At 69.5% G+C, this 15,340-nt stretch carries 14 protein-coding genes; 7 read left to right on the top strand and 7 right to left on the bottom strand.

What is annotated here, in order from left to right:
* The first annotated feature begins 9 nt into the window (after window positions 1-9).
* From PK606_RS05550 to PK606_RS05540, 3 genes are read left to right on the top strand one after another with little or no spacing between them, the layout of a single operon-like run.
* On the top strand, window positions 10-1,830 hold the full coding sequence (locus PK606_RS05550) for an adenylate/guanylate cyclase domain-containing protein (protein ID WP_324561546.1): 1,821 nt from the start codon (window positions 10-12) through the stop codon (window positions 1,828-1,830).
* A 30-nt stretch (window positions 1,831-1,860) separates the two neighbouring features.
* Entirely contained in the window at window positions 1,861-3,033 is a 1,173-nt protein-coding gene (locus PK606_RS05545) for a phosphatase PAP2 family protein (protein WP_324561544.1), read from the top strand.
* Entirely contained in the window at window positions 3,030-5,036 is a 2,007-nt protein-coding gene (locus tag PK606_RS05540) for a hypothetical protein (RefSeq protein ID WP_324561542.1), read from the top strand. The genes PK606_RS05545 and PK606_RS05540 overlap by 4 nt, the downstream gene beginning before the upstream one ends.
* 76 nt (window positions 5,037-5,112) lie before the next feature.
* On the opposite strand, the gene PK606_RS05535 is transcribed toward PK606_RS05540, so the two are convergent.
* From PK606_RS05535 to PK606_RS05520, 4 genes are all read right to left on the bottom strand, one after another.
* Entirely contained in the window at window positions 5,113-5,793 is a 681-nt protein-coding gene (locus PK606_RS05535; protein ID WP_324561540.1) for a Crp/Fnr family transcriptional regulator, read from the bottom strand.
* A gap of 6 nt (window positions 5,794-5,799) precedes the next feature.
* A complete protein-coding gene (locus PK606_RS05530) occupies window positions 5,800-6,501 on the bottom strand; it encodes a helix-turn-helix transcriptional regulator (protein WP_324561538.1) in 702 nt (233 codons plus the stop codon).
* Between the two features lie 191 nt (window positions 6,502-6,692).
* Window positions 6,693-7,355, bottom strand: a complete 663-nt coding sequence (locus PK606_RS05525) for an MBL fold metallo-hydrolase (protein ID WP_324561536.1) — start codon at window positions 7,353-7,355, stop codon at window positions 6,693-6,695.
* Between the two features lie 67 nt (window positions 7,356-7,422).
* Window positions 7,423-8,220: an exodeoxyribonuclease III gene (locus tag PK606_RS05520; RefSeq protein ID WP_324561534.1), complete on the bottom strand. Its 798-nt coding sequence runs from the start codon at window positions 8,218-8,220 to the stop codon at window positions 7,423-7,425.
* A 15-nt stretch (window positions 8,221-8,235) separates the two neighbouring features.
* Here PK606_RS05520 and pyrE point away from each other — a divergent pair, with 15 nt between their 5' ends.
* Window positions 8,236-8,946, top strand: coding sequence for an orotate phosphoribosyltransferase (gene pyrE, locus PK606_RS05515; RefSeq protein ID WP_324561532.1), 711 nt, complete (start codon window positions 8,236-8,238; stop codon window positions 8,944-8,946).
* Window positions 8,947-9,003: 57 nt separating this feature from the next.
* Here pyrE and gatB read toward each other — a convergent pair whose 3' ends face one another.
* The 3 genes from gatB to gatC are packed head-to-tail and all read right to left on the bottom strand — an operon-like array spanning window position 9,004 to window position 12,227.
* Window positions 9,004-10,449, bottom strand: coding sequence for an Asp-tRNA(Asn)/Glu-tRNA(Gln) amidotransferase subunit GatB (gene gatB, locus PK606_RS05510; protein WP_324561530.1), 1,446 nt, complete (start codon window positions 10,447-10,449; stop codon window positions 9,004-9,006).
* An 18-nt stretch (window positions 10,450-10,467) separates the two neighbouring features.
* Window positions 10,468-11,931 carry an Asp-tRNA(Asn)/Glu-tRNA(Gln) amidotransferase subunit GatA gene (gatA, locus tag PK606_RS05505; RefSeq protein WP_324561528.1) on the bottom strand — a complete coding sequence of 488 codons (1,464 nt, stop codon included), beginning with the start codon at window positions 11,929-11,931 and terminating at the stop codon, window positions 10,468-10,470.
* The gene (gene gatC, locus PK606_RS05500; protein WP_324561526.1) at window positions 11,928-12,227 is read right to left on the bottom strand and encodes an Asp-tRNA(Asn)/Glu-tRNA(Gln) amidotransferase subunit GatC; all 300 of its coding nucleotides are present in this window, start codon (window positions 12,225-12,227) and stop codon (window positions 11,928-11,930) included. The genes gatA and gatC overlap by 4 nt, the downstream gene beginning before the upstream one ends.
* 200 nt (window positions 12,228-12,427) lie before the next feature.
* Here gatC and PK606_RS05495 point away from each other — a divergent pair, with 200 nt between their 5' ends.
* From PK606_RS05495 to mreD, 3 genes are all read left to right on the top strand, one after another.
* A complete protein-coding gene (locus tag PK606_RS05495) occupies window positions 12,428-13,471 on the top strand; it encodes a rod shape-determining protein (RefSeq protein WP_324561525.1) in 1,044 nt (347 codons plus the stop codon).
* 267 nt (window positions 13,472-13,738) lie between these two features.
* Window positions 13,739-14,821 carry a rod shape-determining protein MreC gene (mreC, locus tag PK606_RS05490; protein ID WP_324561523.1) on the top strand — a complete coding sequence of 361 codons (1,083 nt, stop codon included), beginning with the start codon at window positions 13,739-13,741 and terminating at the stop codon, window positions 14,819-14,821.
* Window positions 14,818-15,336, top strand: a complete 519-nt coding sequence (gene mreD / locus PK606_RS05485) for a rod shape-determining protein MreD (RefSeq protein ID WP_324561521.1) — start codon at window positions 14,818-14,820, stop codon at window positions 15,334-15,336. Before mreC ends, mreD begins: the two co-directional genes overlap by 4 nt.
* The last annotated feature ends 4 nt before the right edge of the window (window positions 15,337-15,340 follow it).

The raw sequence follows: 15,340 nt of genomic DNA, 5'->3' as shown, positions 1-15,340 counted from the left end.
ATGACGTCCATGCCTGCCACCCCTGACACTGCTGCCTTCGGCGCCGCGCGCGGCGATGCTCTGGTGCCGGTCTTGCCGTTGCGGCAGAAGGTGGTGCTGGTGATGGATCTGGTGGAGTCCGTGCGCCTGATGGCGGCCAACGAAGCCGCCGTGGTCCAGCGTTGGCACGCGTTCGTGCAGCACGCGCGTGCGCACGTGCTGCCGGCCCACCATGGGCGCCACGTCAAGAGCCTGGGCGATGGCCTGCTGGCCGAGTTCGATTCCGCGCCGGAGGCGGTGCTGGCGGCCAGCGACCTGCACCATTATTTCCAGGACATCAACAGCACGCTGGCGCCGGAACGCCAGTTCCACCTGCGCGCGGGCCTGAACGCGGCGCAGGTGTACGTCGACTCGATCGACATCTACGGCGCCGGCGTCAACCTGGCAGCGCGCGTGGCCGGGCTGTCCGGCCCGGGCGAAACCACGGTGACGGCCGAGGTGCGCGACCTGCTGACCGACGGCCTGGACGGCGAAATCCACGACATGGGCGAGTGCTACCTCAAGCACGTGCCCGAACCGATCCGCGTCTGGCGCGTCGGCGCCGCCGGGCCCCAGCCCCAGCTCACGCCGGCGGCGCAGCAAGGCGGGGCGCTGGTGCCCGGCATCGCCGTCATCCCGTTCACCGCCCGCAGCAACGATCCCGGCCATTACGCGGTGGGCGAGCTGATCGCCGACGCCGTGATCAGCCTGCTCAGCCGCTCGCGGCACCTGCGCGTGATTTCGCGCCTGTCGTGCACGGCGTTCCGCCAGCGCGACGCGGCGCTCGACGAAGTCGCCCGGCGTCTGGGCGCGCAGTTCGTGCTGTCGGGCAGCTACGTGGAGGTCGGCGAGGCCGGCGGCGGCAAGCTGGTCATCAGCAGCGAGTTGAGCGATGCCCGCACCGGCCGCATGGTGTGGACCGAGCGCTTCAACGCCGAGGTGGGCGACCTGCTGCAGGCCGAATCCGAATGCGCCCACCGCATCGCGCTGGCCGCTTCCAGCGCCATCCTGAGCGCCGAAACCGACAAGGCGCGCGTGCAGCCGGTGGCCACGCTGTCGGCCTACTCGCTGCAGCTCAGCGCCATCAACCTGATGCACCGATCGCACGTGCCCGACTTCGAGAAGGGGCGCGAACTGCTGCTGGCGCTGGCCGAGCGGCATCCGCGCGCGTCGGAAGTGCGCGCCTGGCTGGCCAAGTGGCATGTGCTGCGCGTGATCCGCGGCATCAGCGCCCAGCCGGCCGAAGACGCCCGGCGCGCCATGGACGCCTGCCGCGAGGCGCTGGACTTGGCGCCTGACAACCCGCTGGCGCTGGCGGTGCGTGGCTACACGCTGAGCCAGGTGATGGGCGATCAGGAAGGCGCACAGCGCGACATCGACCAGGCGCTGGCGCTGGCGCCCAACGAAGCGCACGCATGGCTGTACCGCAGCGTCTGGAATGGCCATGTCGGACACAGCGCCGAAGCCGTCGAATGCGCCTTGAAGGCGCGCACGCTGTCACCGCTCGATCCCCATACCTACTTCCTGCAAACCGTGCTGGCAAGCGCCTACGCCATCAACCGCCAGTACCAACTGGCGATCGAGAGCGCCCATGTCTCGCTCCGGCTCGACGCCCTGCATCCGCCGGCGCTGCGGGCCTTGCTGCTGAGTCAATGGGAATCCGGCGACATCGACGGCGCGCGAACCACATTGCGGGTGCTCAACCGCGCCACGCCCGGCTTCACGGTGCGCTCATACATGCAGGTCAATGCAAACCCGACGCGTTTGCGGGTGGTTGCGGCGCTCAGGGGATTGGGCGTAGCGGAAGCTTGAGTACGTTTGGTCATTGATCGAGGAGGCAACATGGGAATCAGGGAATTGCAGCATCCCCACGAGACCGCAAGCGTGGCGGGCGGCGGTCTGGGCGGCGGCCTTGGGGGAGGCTTGGGCGGTGGCCTCGGAGGCGGCCTTGGCGGAGGTTTGGGCGGCGGCCTGGGTGGCGGCCTGGGCGGCGGCCTGGGCGGCGGCCTGGGCGGCACCCCCGACTACCTGCCCAGCCCGGAAGCGCTGCTCCGCAGCAGCGCAGCCCTGGTCAACCCAGCCGACGCCACGCCTTACGGCACACCCCTGTATCCCGACTTCATCGCGTCCGGCACGTCGGCCGATCAGGATTGCGCACAGCGACTGGCGCGCTGGGACGCCTCGGTGCTGCCCTACATCGTGCTGCCGCAGCTGCTGAGCCTGCTGAGCGTCAAGAGCGAAGCCGACCGCACCGTCTGCAGGCTCGAGATCAACAGCCAGCAGGTACTCCGCATCAGGCGACCCAGCACCGCCCTGTTCCAGGCCCAGCTGGCCGACACCATCGCCGACGCCGAGCTGCGCGACGACCGCGCGCCCGAGATCCTGATGCAGACGCAGAACACGCTGGCTTTCTTCGCCACCCTGCTGCCGCTCTCGGCTGCCCGCACGCCGGCCACGCTGCAACTGCTGGGCATCGCGAACCAGCTGGCGCTGTTCGCCGAGATGCAGATGAAGCACATCTTCGCCTGCGCGCGGCCGGTGGAGTATTCGCCGCAGGTGCAGCCCATGATCACCACACCCGGCCATGGCAGCTACCCCATGGGCCATGGCTGCGAGGCGCAGGTGACGGCGCGCCTGCTGGCCGAACTGACCCGGCCGGACACCGGCACGAACACGGGCTGGAACAGTCTGGAAAACCAGCTGGAGCGCCTGGCCGACCGCATCGCCGAGAACCGCATCATCGCCGGCGTGCATTTCAAGATCGACCAGCTCGCCGGCAAGGTGCTGGGCGATGCACTGGCAGCCTGCCTGATCGCCTGCGGGCAAGAGGGCACCGTCGCCAGCATGCGGAAGACGGTGTTCGAGCCGCAGGACACGGGGCCGGCGCTGCAGACCCAGAGCGAAACCTCGATCACCCTGCCGGCGCCCGAGGAACGCCGCGAGATACGGCAGATCTGGCAGCACGCACGGCGGGAGTGGCGCTGGCTGACCAATGATGTCACCCAGAACCCATGAGTGCCCTCGGCATCGGAACGCTGCCGGCGGCGGCACAGGCGAAGTTCGACCCTTACCTGCTCGGTGCGCTGCTGAACCAGTTCGCACACTATGACGACCGTGCCGACGGCGGCACCGCACCACTGGTGTCGGTTGGCGTCACGCTGGAGTTCGCCAATGCCCCCGCGGCGGCGGCCGCGCAGCAGTCACTGACGCAGTGGCTGACCGCCCACCCGCGCAGCCGCGTGACCGAGGCGCACCTGCGTCCGCTGACGCAGGGCGCCAGGACAGCTTACGTGACGGCCGACGTCACCCCGGCACTGCTGGTGCTGCTCGGCCATGCGCCCTTCGTGACCGAGGTGCAGCTGTGCGCCGACCCGGCGCCGCGGCGGCCGCTGGCGCCCCGACCGGTCACGCCGGCATCGCCCGTGGCCGCACCGCTGCGCTCGTCCAGCAAGCGGATTCTCGCCACCATCGACCACGGGTGCGCCTTTGCCCACCAGGCGCTGCAGGATCCGCAGCACGGCTGCCGTGTATGGGCCCTGTGGGACCAGGATCCGCGCCCTGGTTTCGATCCCGCACAAGGCAGCACGCCCGCCGGCTACGGCTACGGGCGCCAGCTCGGCCGGACCCATCTGAACGCCTGCATGGCGGCAGCCCTGGGACCTGGTGGCGTGAACGAGGACCGCTGCTACCAGGCGGCGGGCTATGACGCCATGCGCAGCCGCGTGACCCACGGCACCTGGGTGATGGGCTTGCTCGGCGGTGCCCGGACACCGTCCAGCCTGACGGACAGCGGCCGCTCGGAACGCTGCACGGACGCCACCGATGCCGACCTGGTCTTCGTGCAGGTACCGCGCAGCATCACGGTGGCGCCCGGCCTGGGCAGCATCGACCGCACTGTGCTGGACGGCCTGCGCTACATCGCCGACTGCGCACCCGACGAGGCCGAGATCACCGTGGTGGTCGACTACGGCACCGACATGGGGCCGCACGACGGCAGTTCGTGGTTCGAGCGCGCCCTGGACGCGCTGACGCAGGAGTTGCTGGCGCAGCGCCAGATCCGGCTCGACGTGTTCTACGCCGCAGGCAACGCCCAGGATGCGCGCCGCCACGCCGTGTTCTGGGCCGATGCCGCCGAGCCGCAGGCGGCCACTACCCTGCCGTGGTGGCTGCCCGCCAGCAACGCGGCGCCGGTGGCCATGGAGCTGTGGTTCAGCGAAGCCACGCCAGCCTGCCGGCTGGACCTGCACCCGCCGGGGGCGGCCATGGCCCTGACGATCGACCTGGCGCAGGATTGGCTGGGCGCGCCACCCGGTTTGCTGCCAGCGCAGTGCGCGGTGGTAAGCAAGCGCATGCTTGCCCCGGGTGGAGGCTGGCAGCGACAGCTGCTCATCGACGTCGGACCGACCCAGGCGCCGGACACGCCGGACGGTGCACCCGCCGCACCGGCGGGCGTATGGCGCTTGACGCTCACGCCAAGCAGCAGCGCACCATTGAAGCCGGTGCATGCCTACGCCTGCTGGGGCGGCCAGAACCCCGGCATGCCGCAACGCGCGCTGCCGACCCGGTTCCTCGCCCCACCCGACGATGGCAAGCCGCCGACCGGACCGCTGCGGGTGACAGGCGATGGCAGCATCCTGGGCTCGGCATGCGGCGGCTCCAACCAATTGTGGATGGTGGGCGGTTACCAGCGCTGGGGCCAGTACCTGCGGGCGTCCTATTCGAGCGGCGGCGCGCCGCGGGGCGGCAGGCGCGCCGTGCCGGCCGGCGTGCCACCGCACGTGGGCGCCGACTGGCTGGCGCCGACCGAGCAGTCGCCCGCGCTGCCCGGCCTGCTGCTGCTCGGCACGCGCAGCGCCGGCCACGTGCGGGGACGCGGCACCAGCTTCGCCGCGCCGCAGGCCGCGCGCAAATGGCTGGCGGGCACCCTGGCCACCAACGCACCGCCAGCCAATCCGCAGCCGGGTCCGGATTCGGTGCGGCTGCCGCGCAGGGAGTACGGGGAGCGGCGCATCGTCTGAGGCGCCCCTGAAAACCCCATCGGCGGCGCCCGGCCGCCGCCGCAGTCGGGCGCAGATCGCCACCGGGAGACCGCCATCACCAGCGTGCCGGCAGCGCCTTCAGCAGCACCAGCCGTCGCTCGCGCAGCCCCACGTAGCCACCAACCTCCAGATCCTTCAGCAGCCGGCTGACCATTTCGCGCGAGCAGGCCAGGTGGTTGGCGATCTGCTGGTGGGTCAGGCGCTCGCGCAGGATGCGCTGACCGTGCGCATCGGCCGGCTCGGCCAGGCGGTCCAGCAGCTTGGTGAGCCGCCCGTAGACATCGATCAGCGCGACGCTGCGCGCGTTCTCGGTCGCCAGCCGCGCGCGGCGGATCAGGCGCGCCATCAGTTCCAGCGCGAAGTCGGGGTGCTGCGCGATGTAGCCAAGCAGCTCGGCGCGCGTGACGACAGCGCAGACCGTCGGCGCCATCGCTTCCACGCTGGCCGAGCGCGGCCCGCCGTCGAGCGCCATCTCGCCGACGTATTCGCCCGGGCCGTACACACCGAGCGTCAGTTCCTTGCCGCTGGCATCGGCCACGAAGGCACGCAGGCGCCCCGAGCGCACGATGTACAGCGTGTCGCCCCGGTCGCCTTCCTGGATGATGAGCGCCCCGCGCCGGTAGTGGCGCGCGTTGCCGCGGGCTGCCAGCGCCTCGACGTGCGCCGAAGGGCCGTTCAGGCCGGGCAGCGCGGCAGGGTGTGATGGTGGATGCGGGCCATCAGCTGTGGGGGACATTCGCCATCATACTAAGTGCAGGCCCGCACCCGTGGCGTAGCGCGGCCGGCAGCCGTCACCGCGCAGCGCCGGCACCACCGGCGGCAGCGCCAGTACCCGCTGCACCAGCTGGCGGATGCCGTTGGCACCGGTCTTGTCGCGCAGCGAACGCACCTGGGTGCGCACCGTCGACTCGGCGACGCCGTGCTGCACCGCGATCTCGTCCACCTCGCGGCCGTCGCACAGCGCGCGCAGCACCGCCTCCTCGGTCGGCGTCAGGCAGTGCTCGCGGGCGAACATCTGCAGCGCCAGGTTGTCGCCGATACGCTGGCGTGCCATCACCAGCAGCACGCTGGTGGACGGCCCCTCGAGCGCGTGCGTCAGCGGAATCACCGCCACCGGCATGTTGCGCTCGCCATGGCTCAGGTAGAGCAGTCGCCGCCGACCCTGGACGGCACCGTGGATGGCCGAGATCAGTTGCTCGGTCAGGCCGGCGGCGCTGCCGACGATGGTGTTGTCCGGCGTCGCGTACAGCAGCCGCCCCGTGGCCAGTTCGTGGCGCGCCAGGTGGTTGGCGTGCTGGATCCTGCCTTGTGCGCTCACCAGAACCAGCCCGTAGTCGATCTCGTCCAGCAAACGCAGCAGAAAGCCGGTTTGCAGTTCGTCGGCCTTTTCGGTCTTGACGGGCGGCTGGCGATTCTCCCTGTAGCTTGTGTTGACGGCTTGCATGTGAACCTCCCTGTGGTGCGACAGCATGGCAACCAGTCTAGGGACGACCGCGGGATGGGTTCAGTGACCGGATAACCCCGATCTTGTGATCTATTCACATGCCGGCATGGCGCGCGTCATGACCGCACAACAAGTCCTTGCCGGGCGGCGCCAGTGCCGTCCGGGATTTGCCGGCAGCTGCGGCAGCGCGGTCAGGCGTCGCGCACGAAGGGGTTGTAGCGGCGCTCCTCGCCGAACGTGCTCTCGGGTCCGTGGCCGGGAATGAACACGGTGTCGTCGCCCATCGGCCACAGGCGCTGGCGGATGCTGGCGATCAGTTCGTCGTGGTTGCCGCCCGGAAAGTCGGTGCGGCCGATGCTGCCGGCGAACAGCACGTCGCCGACGAAGGCGCGCCGGGCCTCGGGCGAGTGGAACACCATGTGGCCCGGCGTGTGGCCGGGGCAATGCCGCACATCGAGCGTGCACTCGCCGACTTGCACCGTGTCGCCGTCGTGCAGCCAGCGCGTCGGCGTGAAGCTGTCGACCTGCGGGAAGCCGAACATGCGGCCCTGCTCGGCGATGCCGTCGATCCAGAACTTGTCGCCCGGGTGCGGGCCGATGATGGGCAGGCCGAGGCGCTGGCTCAGTTCGGCCGTGCCGCCGGCATGGTCGATGTGGGCGTGGGTGAGCCAGATCTGCTTCAGGTCCACGCCCAGCCTGGCGGCCGCAGCCTCGATGCGCGGCAGGTCGCCGCCCGGATCGATCACGGCCGCCTGCCTGGTGGTGTCGCACCAGACGACCGAGCAATTTTGCTGGAACGGCGTGACGGGGATGGTGAGGTAGCGAAGACTTGAGGTCGGGGCATTGGAGGTCATGGGTCGATCAGGATGTTGGCGCGATGGCACGGTGAAGCCGGATCGCAGGTGGTCGATGACCACGCCATCAGCGCAGCTGCAGCTTGTAGTCGATGGTGATCGGCGCGTGGTCGCTGAATTTCTGGTCCTTGTAGATCGCCGCCGTGCGCGCCAGCTCGGCCACGGCCGGCGTCGCCAGGTGGTAATCGAGCCGCCAGCCGACGTTCTTGGCGTAGGCCTGGCCGCGGTTGCTCCACCAGGTGTAGGCCTCGCCGGTGGTCTCTGGATGCAGGTGGCGGTAGACATCGACCAGACCGAGCTCGTCGATGACCTTGGTGACCCAGGCACGCTCCTCGGGCAGGAAGCCGCTGTTCTTCTGGTTGCTCTTCCAGTTCTTCAGGTCAATTTCCTGGTGCGCGATGTTGACATCACCGCAGAGCACGAACTCGCGCTCGGCCTTCTTGGCGTGCAGGTAGGGGTAGAACTCGGCCAGGAAGCGGTACTTGGCCTCCTGCCGCTCGGGACCGGACGAGCCGCTGGGGAAGTAGCAGCTGATGACCGAGAATTTCCGTTGCGGCGTGTCGAAGCGCGCCTCGAGGTAGCGCCCTTCCTCGTCGAATTCGGGCGAGCCGTAGCCGGCGATGACCTCGCTGGGCTCGTGACGGGTGTAGAGGCCGACGCCCGAATAGCCCTTCTTGGCCGTCGCCAGGTGGAAGTGCCCGCGCATGCCGGCCAGGATCTCGAAGCGGCCCGCGATGTCGGGCATCTGGGCCTTGATCTCCTGCACGCAAATACAATCCGGCGCGTGCTGCTCCAGCCAGGCCTCCACGCCCTTGGTGGCGGCCGAGCGGATGCCGTTGAGGTTGAGGCTGGTGAGCTTGAACAAGAGGGGGTTTCTCCAATGAACGGACCACGGGCGGCCAGCGGCGATCAGGACGCGCTGGCGCGGGAATTCGTGCAATTCGCGATCGAAAGCGGCGTGCTGCGCTTCGGCGAATTCAGGACCAAGGCCGGGCGCATGTCGCCCTACTTCTTCAACGCCGGCCTGTTCGACGATGGCGCCAAGCTCGGCCGGTTGGCGCAATTCTATGCGCGCGCGCTGGTGGCCTCGGGGTTGGAGTTCGACCTCATCTTCGGTCCCGCCTACAAGGGCATTCCACTCGGCGCCGCCGTGGCGGTGGAGTTGGCGCGGCTGGGCGTGAACAAGCCGTTCGCCTACAACCGCAAGGAGGCCAAGGACCACGGCGAGGGCGGCATGCTGGTCGGCGCACCGCTGGTCGGGCGTGTGCTGATCGTCGACGACGTGATCTCGGCCGGCACCGCGGTGCGTGAGTCGATCGCCTTGATCAAGGCCGCCGGCGCCACGCCGCATGCGGTGGCGATCGCCCTCGACCGGCAGGAAAAGGCGACGGAAAACGGCCGCGACGTCGCCTGGTCGGCGGTGCAATATGTCCGCGAAACACTGGGCCTGCAGGTCTGCGCCATCGCCAAGCTGGCTGATTTGCTGGGCTTCCTGCAGACGACCGCCGACTTCTCGCGGCACCTGGCCGCCGTGTCCGACTACCGCACGCGCTACGGCGTCGATTACGACGTCGATATCGGCGTCAAGTAAGCGACGTCAAACAGGCCGCGCGTCCGAACGTGCACGCACGGCCGCTCCCGCGCGGTGTCAGCCGGCGAGCCTGGCGCGCAGCAGCTCGTTCACCTGCACCGGGTTGGCCTTGCCCTTGCTGGCCTTCATCACCTGGCCGACCAGCGCGTTGAAGGCCTTGTCCTTGCCGGCCCTGAACTGCGCCACGTTGTCCGGGTTGGCGGCGATCACCTCGTCGACGATTTTCTCCAGCGCCCCCGTGTCGCTCATCTGCTTGAGGCCCTTGGCCTCGATCACGGCATCGACCTCACTGGCTTCGCCGCTCCACAGGATATCGAACACCTGGCGCGCCGCGTTGTTGCTGATGGTGCCGTCCTGGATGCGCCCGATCAGCGCCGTCAGTTGCGCCACCGACACCTTGCTGGCTTCGATGCCGATCTCCTCGGCGTTCAGACGCCGGGAAATCTCGCCCATGATCCAGTTGCTGGCCAGCTTGGGCTGACCGCTGGCCTGGGCTGCCTGCTCGAAATAGGCGGCCATGGCCGGCGACTGCGTCAGCGTGGTGGCGTCGTACTCGGGCAGGCCGTAGTCGCGCACGAAGCGCTCCGCCATGGCGCGCGGCAACTCGGGCATCTGCGCCCGCGTCTCGGCTATCCATTGCTCTGAAATGCAGAGCGGCGGTAGGTCGGGGTCGGGGAAGTAGCGGTAGTCGGCCGAATCTTCCTTGCTGCGCATGGCGCGGGTTTCGCCGCTGTCGGGGTCGAACAGCACGGTGGCCTGCTGAATGGCGTGGCCGTCTTCCAGCTGCTCGATCTGCCAGCGGATCTCGTAGTCGATCGCCTGCTGCATGAACTTGAAGCTGTTCAGGTTCTTGATCTCGCGCCGCGTGCCCAGCGGCTGGCCGGGCTTGCGCACGCTGACGTTGGCGTCGCAGCGAAAGCTCCCTTCCTGCATGTTGCCGTCGCACACGCCGATCCAGGTGACGATCTTGTGCAGCTCCTTCGCGTAGGCCACGGCCTCGGCGCTGCTGCGCATGTCGGGCTCGGTGACGATCTCCAGCAGCGGCGTGCCGGCGCGGTTCAAATCGATCCCGCTCATGCCGTGGAAGTCCTCGTGCAGCGACTTGCCGGCGTCTTCTTCCAGGTGGGCGCGCACCAGGCGCACGGTCTTCTTCTCGTCGCCGACGAAGAACGACACCTCGCCGCCCTGCACCACCGGCTGCTCGAACTGGCTGATCTGGTAGCCCTTGGGCAGGTCGGGGTAGAAGTAGTTCTTGCGGTCGAACACGCTGCGCGACGCGATGCGCGAGCCCAGCGCCAGGCCCAGCCGGATGGCGCAGCGCACGGCCTCGCGGTTCATCACCGGCAGCGTGCCGGGCAGCGCCAGGTCGACCGCGCTGGCCTGTGTGTTGGGCGCGGCGCCAAACGCGGTGGCGGCGCGGCTGAACAGCTTGCTTTTGGTCTGCAACTGGGCGTGCGTCTCGAAGCCGATGACGACCTCGTAGCCCTGAATCAATGTGCTCATGGTGTGTGTGGCCCCTCGTCAGTACCCTTGGGGCTTGCGGGTGTGCCAGTCGCTGGCCTGCTGCAGGCGGTGCGCCACGTTCAGCAGGCGGCCTTCCCGCAGGTAGTTGCCGATCAGCTGCAGGCCGACCGGCAGCCCGCTGGCGCCAAGGCCGGCCGGCACGCTCATGGCCGGCAGGCCGGCCATCGAGGCGGTCAGCGTGTAGATGTCGGCCAGGTAGGCCGCCACCGGATCGGCGCTGTGCGTGCCCAGCGGCCAGGCCACGCCGGGCGACACCGGGCCGGCGATGACATCGCACTCGCCGAAGGCGCGCTGCAGGTCGTCGGCGATCATGCGGCGCAGCTTCTGCGCCTGCACGTAGTAGGCGTCGTAGTAGCCATGCGACAGCACGTAGGTGCCGATGACGATGCGGCGCTGCACTTCCTCGCCAAAGCCCTGGCTGCGGCTCTTCTTGTACATGTCCTCCAGATCGACGTGCTCGCGCGCTCGGTGGCCGTAGCGCACGCCGTCGAAGCGGCTCAGGTTGGTGCTGGCCTCGGCCGGGGTGAGGATGTAGTAGACCGGGATCGACAGCTCGGTGCGTGGCAGGCGGATGTCCACCAGCCGGGCGCCCAGCTTGCACAGCTCGGCCAGCGCGCCGTCCAGCGCCGCGCGCACGTCGGCCGCCAGGCCATCGCCGAAGAACTCCTGCGGGATGCCGATGCGCAGGCCGTCGATCGAGTCGTGCAGGCCGCGCGTGAAGTCCTCGGCCGGCAAATCGAGCGAGGTCGAGTCGCGATCGACATCGGCGCCGCTCATGGCCGAGAGCAGCAGCGCGCAGTCCTCGGCGCTGCGCGCCATCACGCCCGCCTGGTCGAAGCTGGAGGCAAAGGCAATCATGCCGTGGCGCGACACGCGCCCGTAGGTCGGCTTGATGCCCGTGAGGCCGCAGAAGCTGGCCGGCTGGCGGATCGAGCCGCCGGTGTCCGAGCCGGTGGCCGCCGGCGTCAGGCGCGCGGCCACGGCGGCGGCGCTGCCGCCCGAGGAGCCGCCCGGCACGCGCGATGGATCCCAGGGGTTCTTGACCGGTCCGAAGGCCGAGTTCTCGTTGGATGAGCCCATGGCGAACTCGTCGCAACTGAGCTTGCCCAGGCACACCATGCCGGCCTCGGCCAGCCTGGCCGTCACCGTGCTCTCGAACGGCGAGCGGTAGCCGGCCAGCATGCGCGAGCCGGCGGTGGTGGGAAAGTCGGTGGTGACGAACACGTCCTTGTGCGCCACCGGCACGCCCGTCAGCAGCGGCGCATCGCCGCTTGCCAGCCGGGCATCGGCGGCGCGCGCCTGCGCCAGCGTCACCGCCTCGTCCTGCGCCAGAAAGGCGCCCAGCCCGGCATGGGCCTGGCTGCGCGCCAGCAGGTGCCGCGCCAGCTCCAGCGCCGACACCTGCCGTCCACGCAGGCGGCTGGCCAGCTCGGCCACGGTGAGATCATGCAGCGCGCTCATTCGATCACCCTCGGCACCAGGAACAGGCCGTCCTCGACCGCCGGCGCGCCCTGCTGGTAGGCGGCGCGGCGGTCGGGCTCGCTCACCACGTCGTCGCGCAGACGCAGCTGCACGTCCTGGATGGCGGCCAGCGGGTGCGCCAGCGGCTGCACGCCGGTGGTGTCCTCGGCCTGTATCGCCTGGGCGATGGCAAAGAAATCGTTCAATTGCGTGAGCATGCGCTCACTTTGTTCGGTAGTCAGCTCAAGTCGCGCCAGGTGCGCGATATGGCTGATGTCGTCAGGTGTCAGGGCCATGAAAAAGGCACGGAATGTCGGGGATCGATGGGGTGTTGCGCCGCCGTCGCCGCAGGGACGCCGGGCGGCGATGCGTTATTATCCGACCTTTGGCGCAACGGCCCCGAATTGGCCGATATTGGCGCCAAATCACGCTCATTTCGCATTGAATCAACGGTTGCCGGCGTCTGGTGCTGGCCGGCAGCCCAGAAGGGTATTTCATGTTTGGAGCTCTCCGTCGGTACTTTTCCACCGACCTGGCCATCGACCTGGGCACCGCCAACACCCTGATTTACGTCCGCGACAAGGGCATCGTGCTCGACGAGCCCTCGGTGGTCGCCATCCGCCACGAAGGCGGCCCGCAGGGCAAGAAGACCATCCAGGCGGTGGGCAGCGAGGCCAAGGCCATGCTGGGCAAGGTGCCGGGCAACATCGAGGCCATCCGCCCCATGAAGGACGGCGTGATCGCCGACTTCACCGTCACCGAGCAGATGCTCAAGCAGTTCATCAAGATGGTGCACCCGCGCGGCCTGTTCAAGCCCAGCCCGCGCATCATCATCTGCGTGCCCTGCGGCTCCACGCAAGTGGAGCGCCGCGCCATCCGCGAATCCGCCCTGGGCGCCGGCGCCAGTGAGGTCTACCTGATCGAGGAGCCCATGGCCGCCGCCATCGGCGCCGGCCTGCCGGTGTCCGAGGCCAGCGGCTCGATGGTGGTGGACATCGGCGGCGGCACCACCGAGGTCGGCGTGATCTCGCTCGGCGGCATGGTCTACAAGGGCTCGGCGCGCGTCGGCGGCGACAAGTTCGACGACGCCATCATCAACTACATCCGCCGCAACTACGGCATGCTGATCGGCGACCCGACGGCGGAGTCGATCAAGAAGCACATCGGCAGCGCCTTCCCCGGCAGCGAGGTCAAGGAGATGGAGGTCAAGGGCCGCAACCTCTCCGAAGGCGTGCCGCGCGCCTTCACCATCAGCAGCAACGAGGTGCTGGAGGCGCTGACCGAGCCGCTCAACAGCATCGTCTCCGAGGTCAAGAAGGCGCTGGAGGAAACCCCGCCCGAGCTCGGCGCCGACATCGCCGAGCGCGGCATGATGCTGACCGGCGGCGGCGCGCTGCTGCGCGACCTGGAACGGCTGCTGGCCGAGGAAACCGGCCTGCCGGTGCTGGTGGCCGAGGAGCCGCTGACCTGCGTGGTGCGCGGCTGCGGCATGGCGCTGGAGCGCATGGACCGCTTGGGCAGCATCTTCACGAATGAATAGGCTCCCCCCTGAGTCGCCTGCGGCGCCTTTCCCCCGGAGGGGGGACAACGCTGGTGGCCGGCGCAGGTCCGGCCACGGCGTTCCCGAATGGCCTGCTCCGCGGCCTTTTGAACGGGCTTGCTGCGCAGCCCCTTGACGCGCTCCGCGCTGAAGGAGCCTGCGCTGAGAGCCAGCGGCGCTGCTGAAGCAGAACAGCCATCTGGCGCACGTGTTCGGCGGATAATGCTCTGATTTTGCTAGTACCCTGGTTCCCGCCGCACTGACGCCATGCCGCTCGAAACGCTCGACCGCAGCCCGCCGCCGCTGTTCAAGCAGGGGCCGTCGGCGCTGTCGCGGCTACTGTTCTTCAGCGCGCTGGCGCTGTTCCTGATGGTGGCCGACGCACGTTTCCACGTCGTGCAGCCGCTGCGCGCGGCCATCGCGACGGTGCTGTACCCGGCACAGTGGCTGGCGCTGCAACCGGTGCAGATGGTGCACGAACTGGCCGGCTACCTGACCGAGCTGAAGACCGCCCACAAGACCGAGGAGGCGGCGCGCCTGAAGCTGACCGAGCAGTCGCGCCGCGCCGGCCAGGTCGAGCAGCTGCTGCTGGAGAATGCCCGCCTGCGCGCGCTGCTGGACTTGCGCGCGCGCGTCCAGGTGCCCGGCACGGCGGCGCAGGTGCTGTACGACGCCACCGACCCCTACAGCCGGCGCGTGGTGATCGGCAAGGGCCAGTTGCAGGGCATCGAGCCGGGCTCGCCGGTGATGGACGAATCCGGCATCCTGGGCCAAGTGACGCGGGTCTACCCCTTCGTCAGCGAGATCACGCTGCTGATCGACCGCGACCAGGTGATCCCGGTCATGAACGCGCGCACCGGCACCCGCAGCGTCGCCTACGGCGACCCATCGCCGCGTGGCGGCATGATGGAACTGCGCTACATGTCGGTCACCGAGGACGTGCGCGAAGGCGACCTGCTGGTCACCAGCGGCGTCGATGGCGTCTATGCGCCCGGCCTGCCAGTGGCCCGGATCACCAGCGTGGAACGCCGCAGCGACACCAGTTTCGCGCGCATCCAGTGCCAGCCGCTGGCACAGTGGCAGGGCGTGACGCACGTGATGGTGCTGGCGCCGTTGACGCGGCCGTCGGCCGAGGATCTGCCGGCGCAGGGCGCGCAGCCGATGGCGGCCGCCACGCCGGCTTCGGCCCCGGCGTCGAGCACCACCGCTGCACCCGCCGCTGCATCGGCCCCCGCACCCGCCGCTGCATCGGCCCCCGCATCCGCCGCTGCATCGGCCCCCGCATCCGCCGCCGCATCGGCCCCCGCGCCAGCACGCCGGACCGATGCTAGTCGGAGGACACGCCCATGATCCTGCCGCGCGGCCGCGCCCTGTTGCTACCCGCCAGCCCGGGCTTCATCTGGGGCAGCCTGGTGGTGGCGCTGATGCTGGGCCTGCTGCCGCTCGGGCGCCTGGTCTGGGTGCCGGACCTGCTGGCGGTGGTGCTGGTGTTCTGGAACATCCATCAGCCGCGCCGCGTCGGCCTGACGGCGGCCTTCCTGTTCGGCCTGGCGCTCGACGTGCACCAGGCCTCGCTGCTGGGCCAGCACGCGCTGGCCTATTCGGTGCTGATCTATTTCGCCATCATGGTGCACCGGCGCGTGCAGTGGTTCAGCGTGCCGGCGCAGGCGCTGCAGCTGCTGCCCTTGTTCGCGCTGGCGCACGCCATTACCATCGTGCTGCGCCTGATCGGCGGTGCCGTGTTCCCAGGCTGGCAGGTGCTGCTGGCGCCGCTGCTTGAAGTGGCGCTGTGGCCCATCGTCAGCTGGCTGCTGCTGGCGCCGCAGCGACGCGCGCCCAATCCCGATGCCAACCGGCCGCTGTGATGGC

Source organism: Ottowia sp., assembly GCF_035444425.1.
Lineage (GTDB): Bacteria > Pseudomonadota > Gammaproteobacteria > Burkholderiales > Burkholderiaceae_C > Ottowia.
The sequence above is the reverse complement of the archived record's forward strand: the minus strand, read 5'-3'. Positions and strand labels throughout refer to the sequence as shown.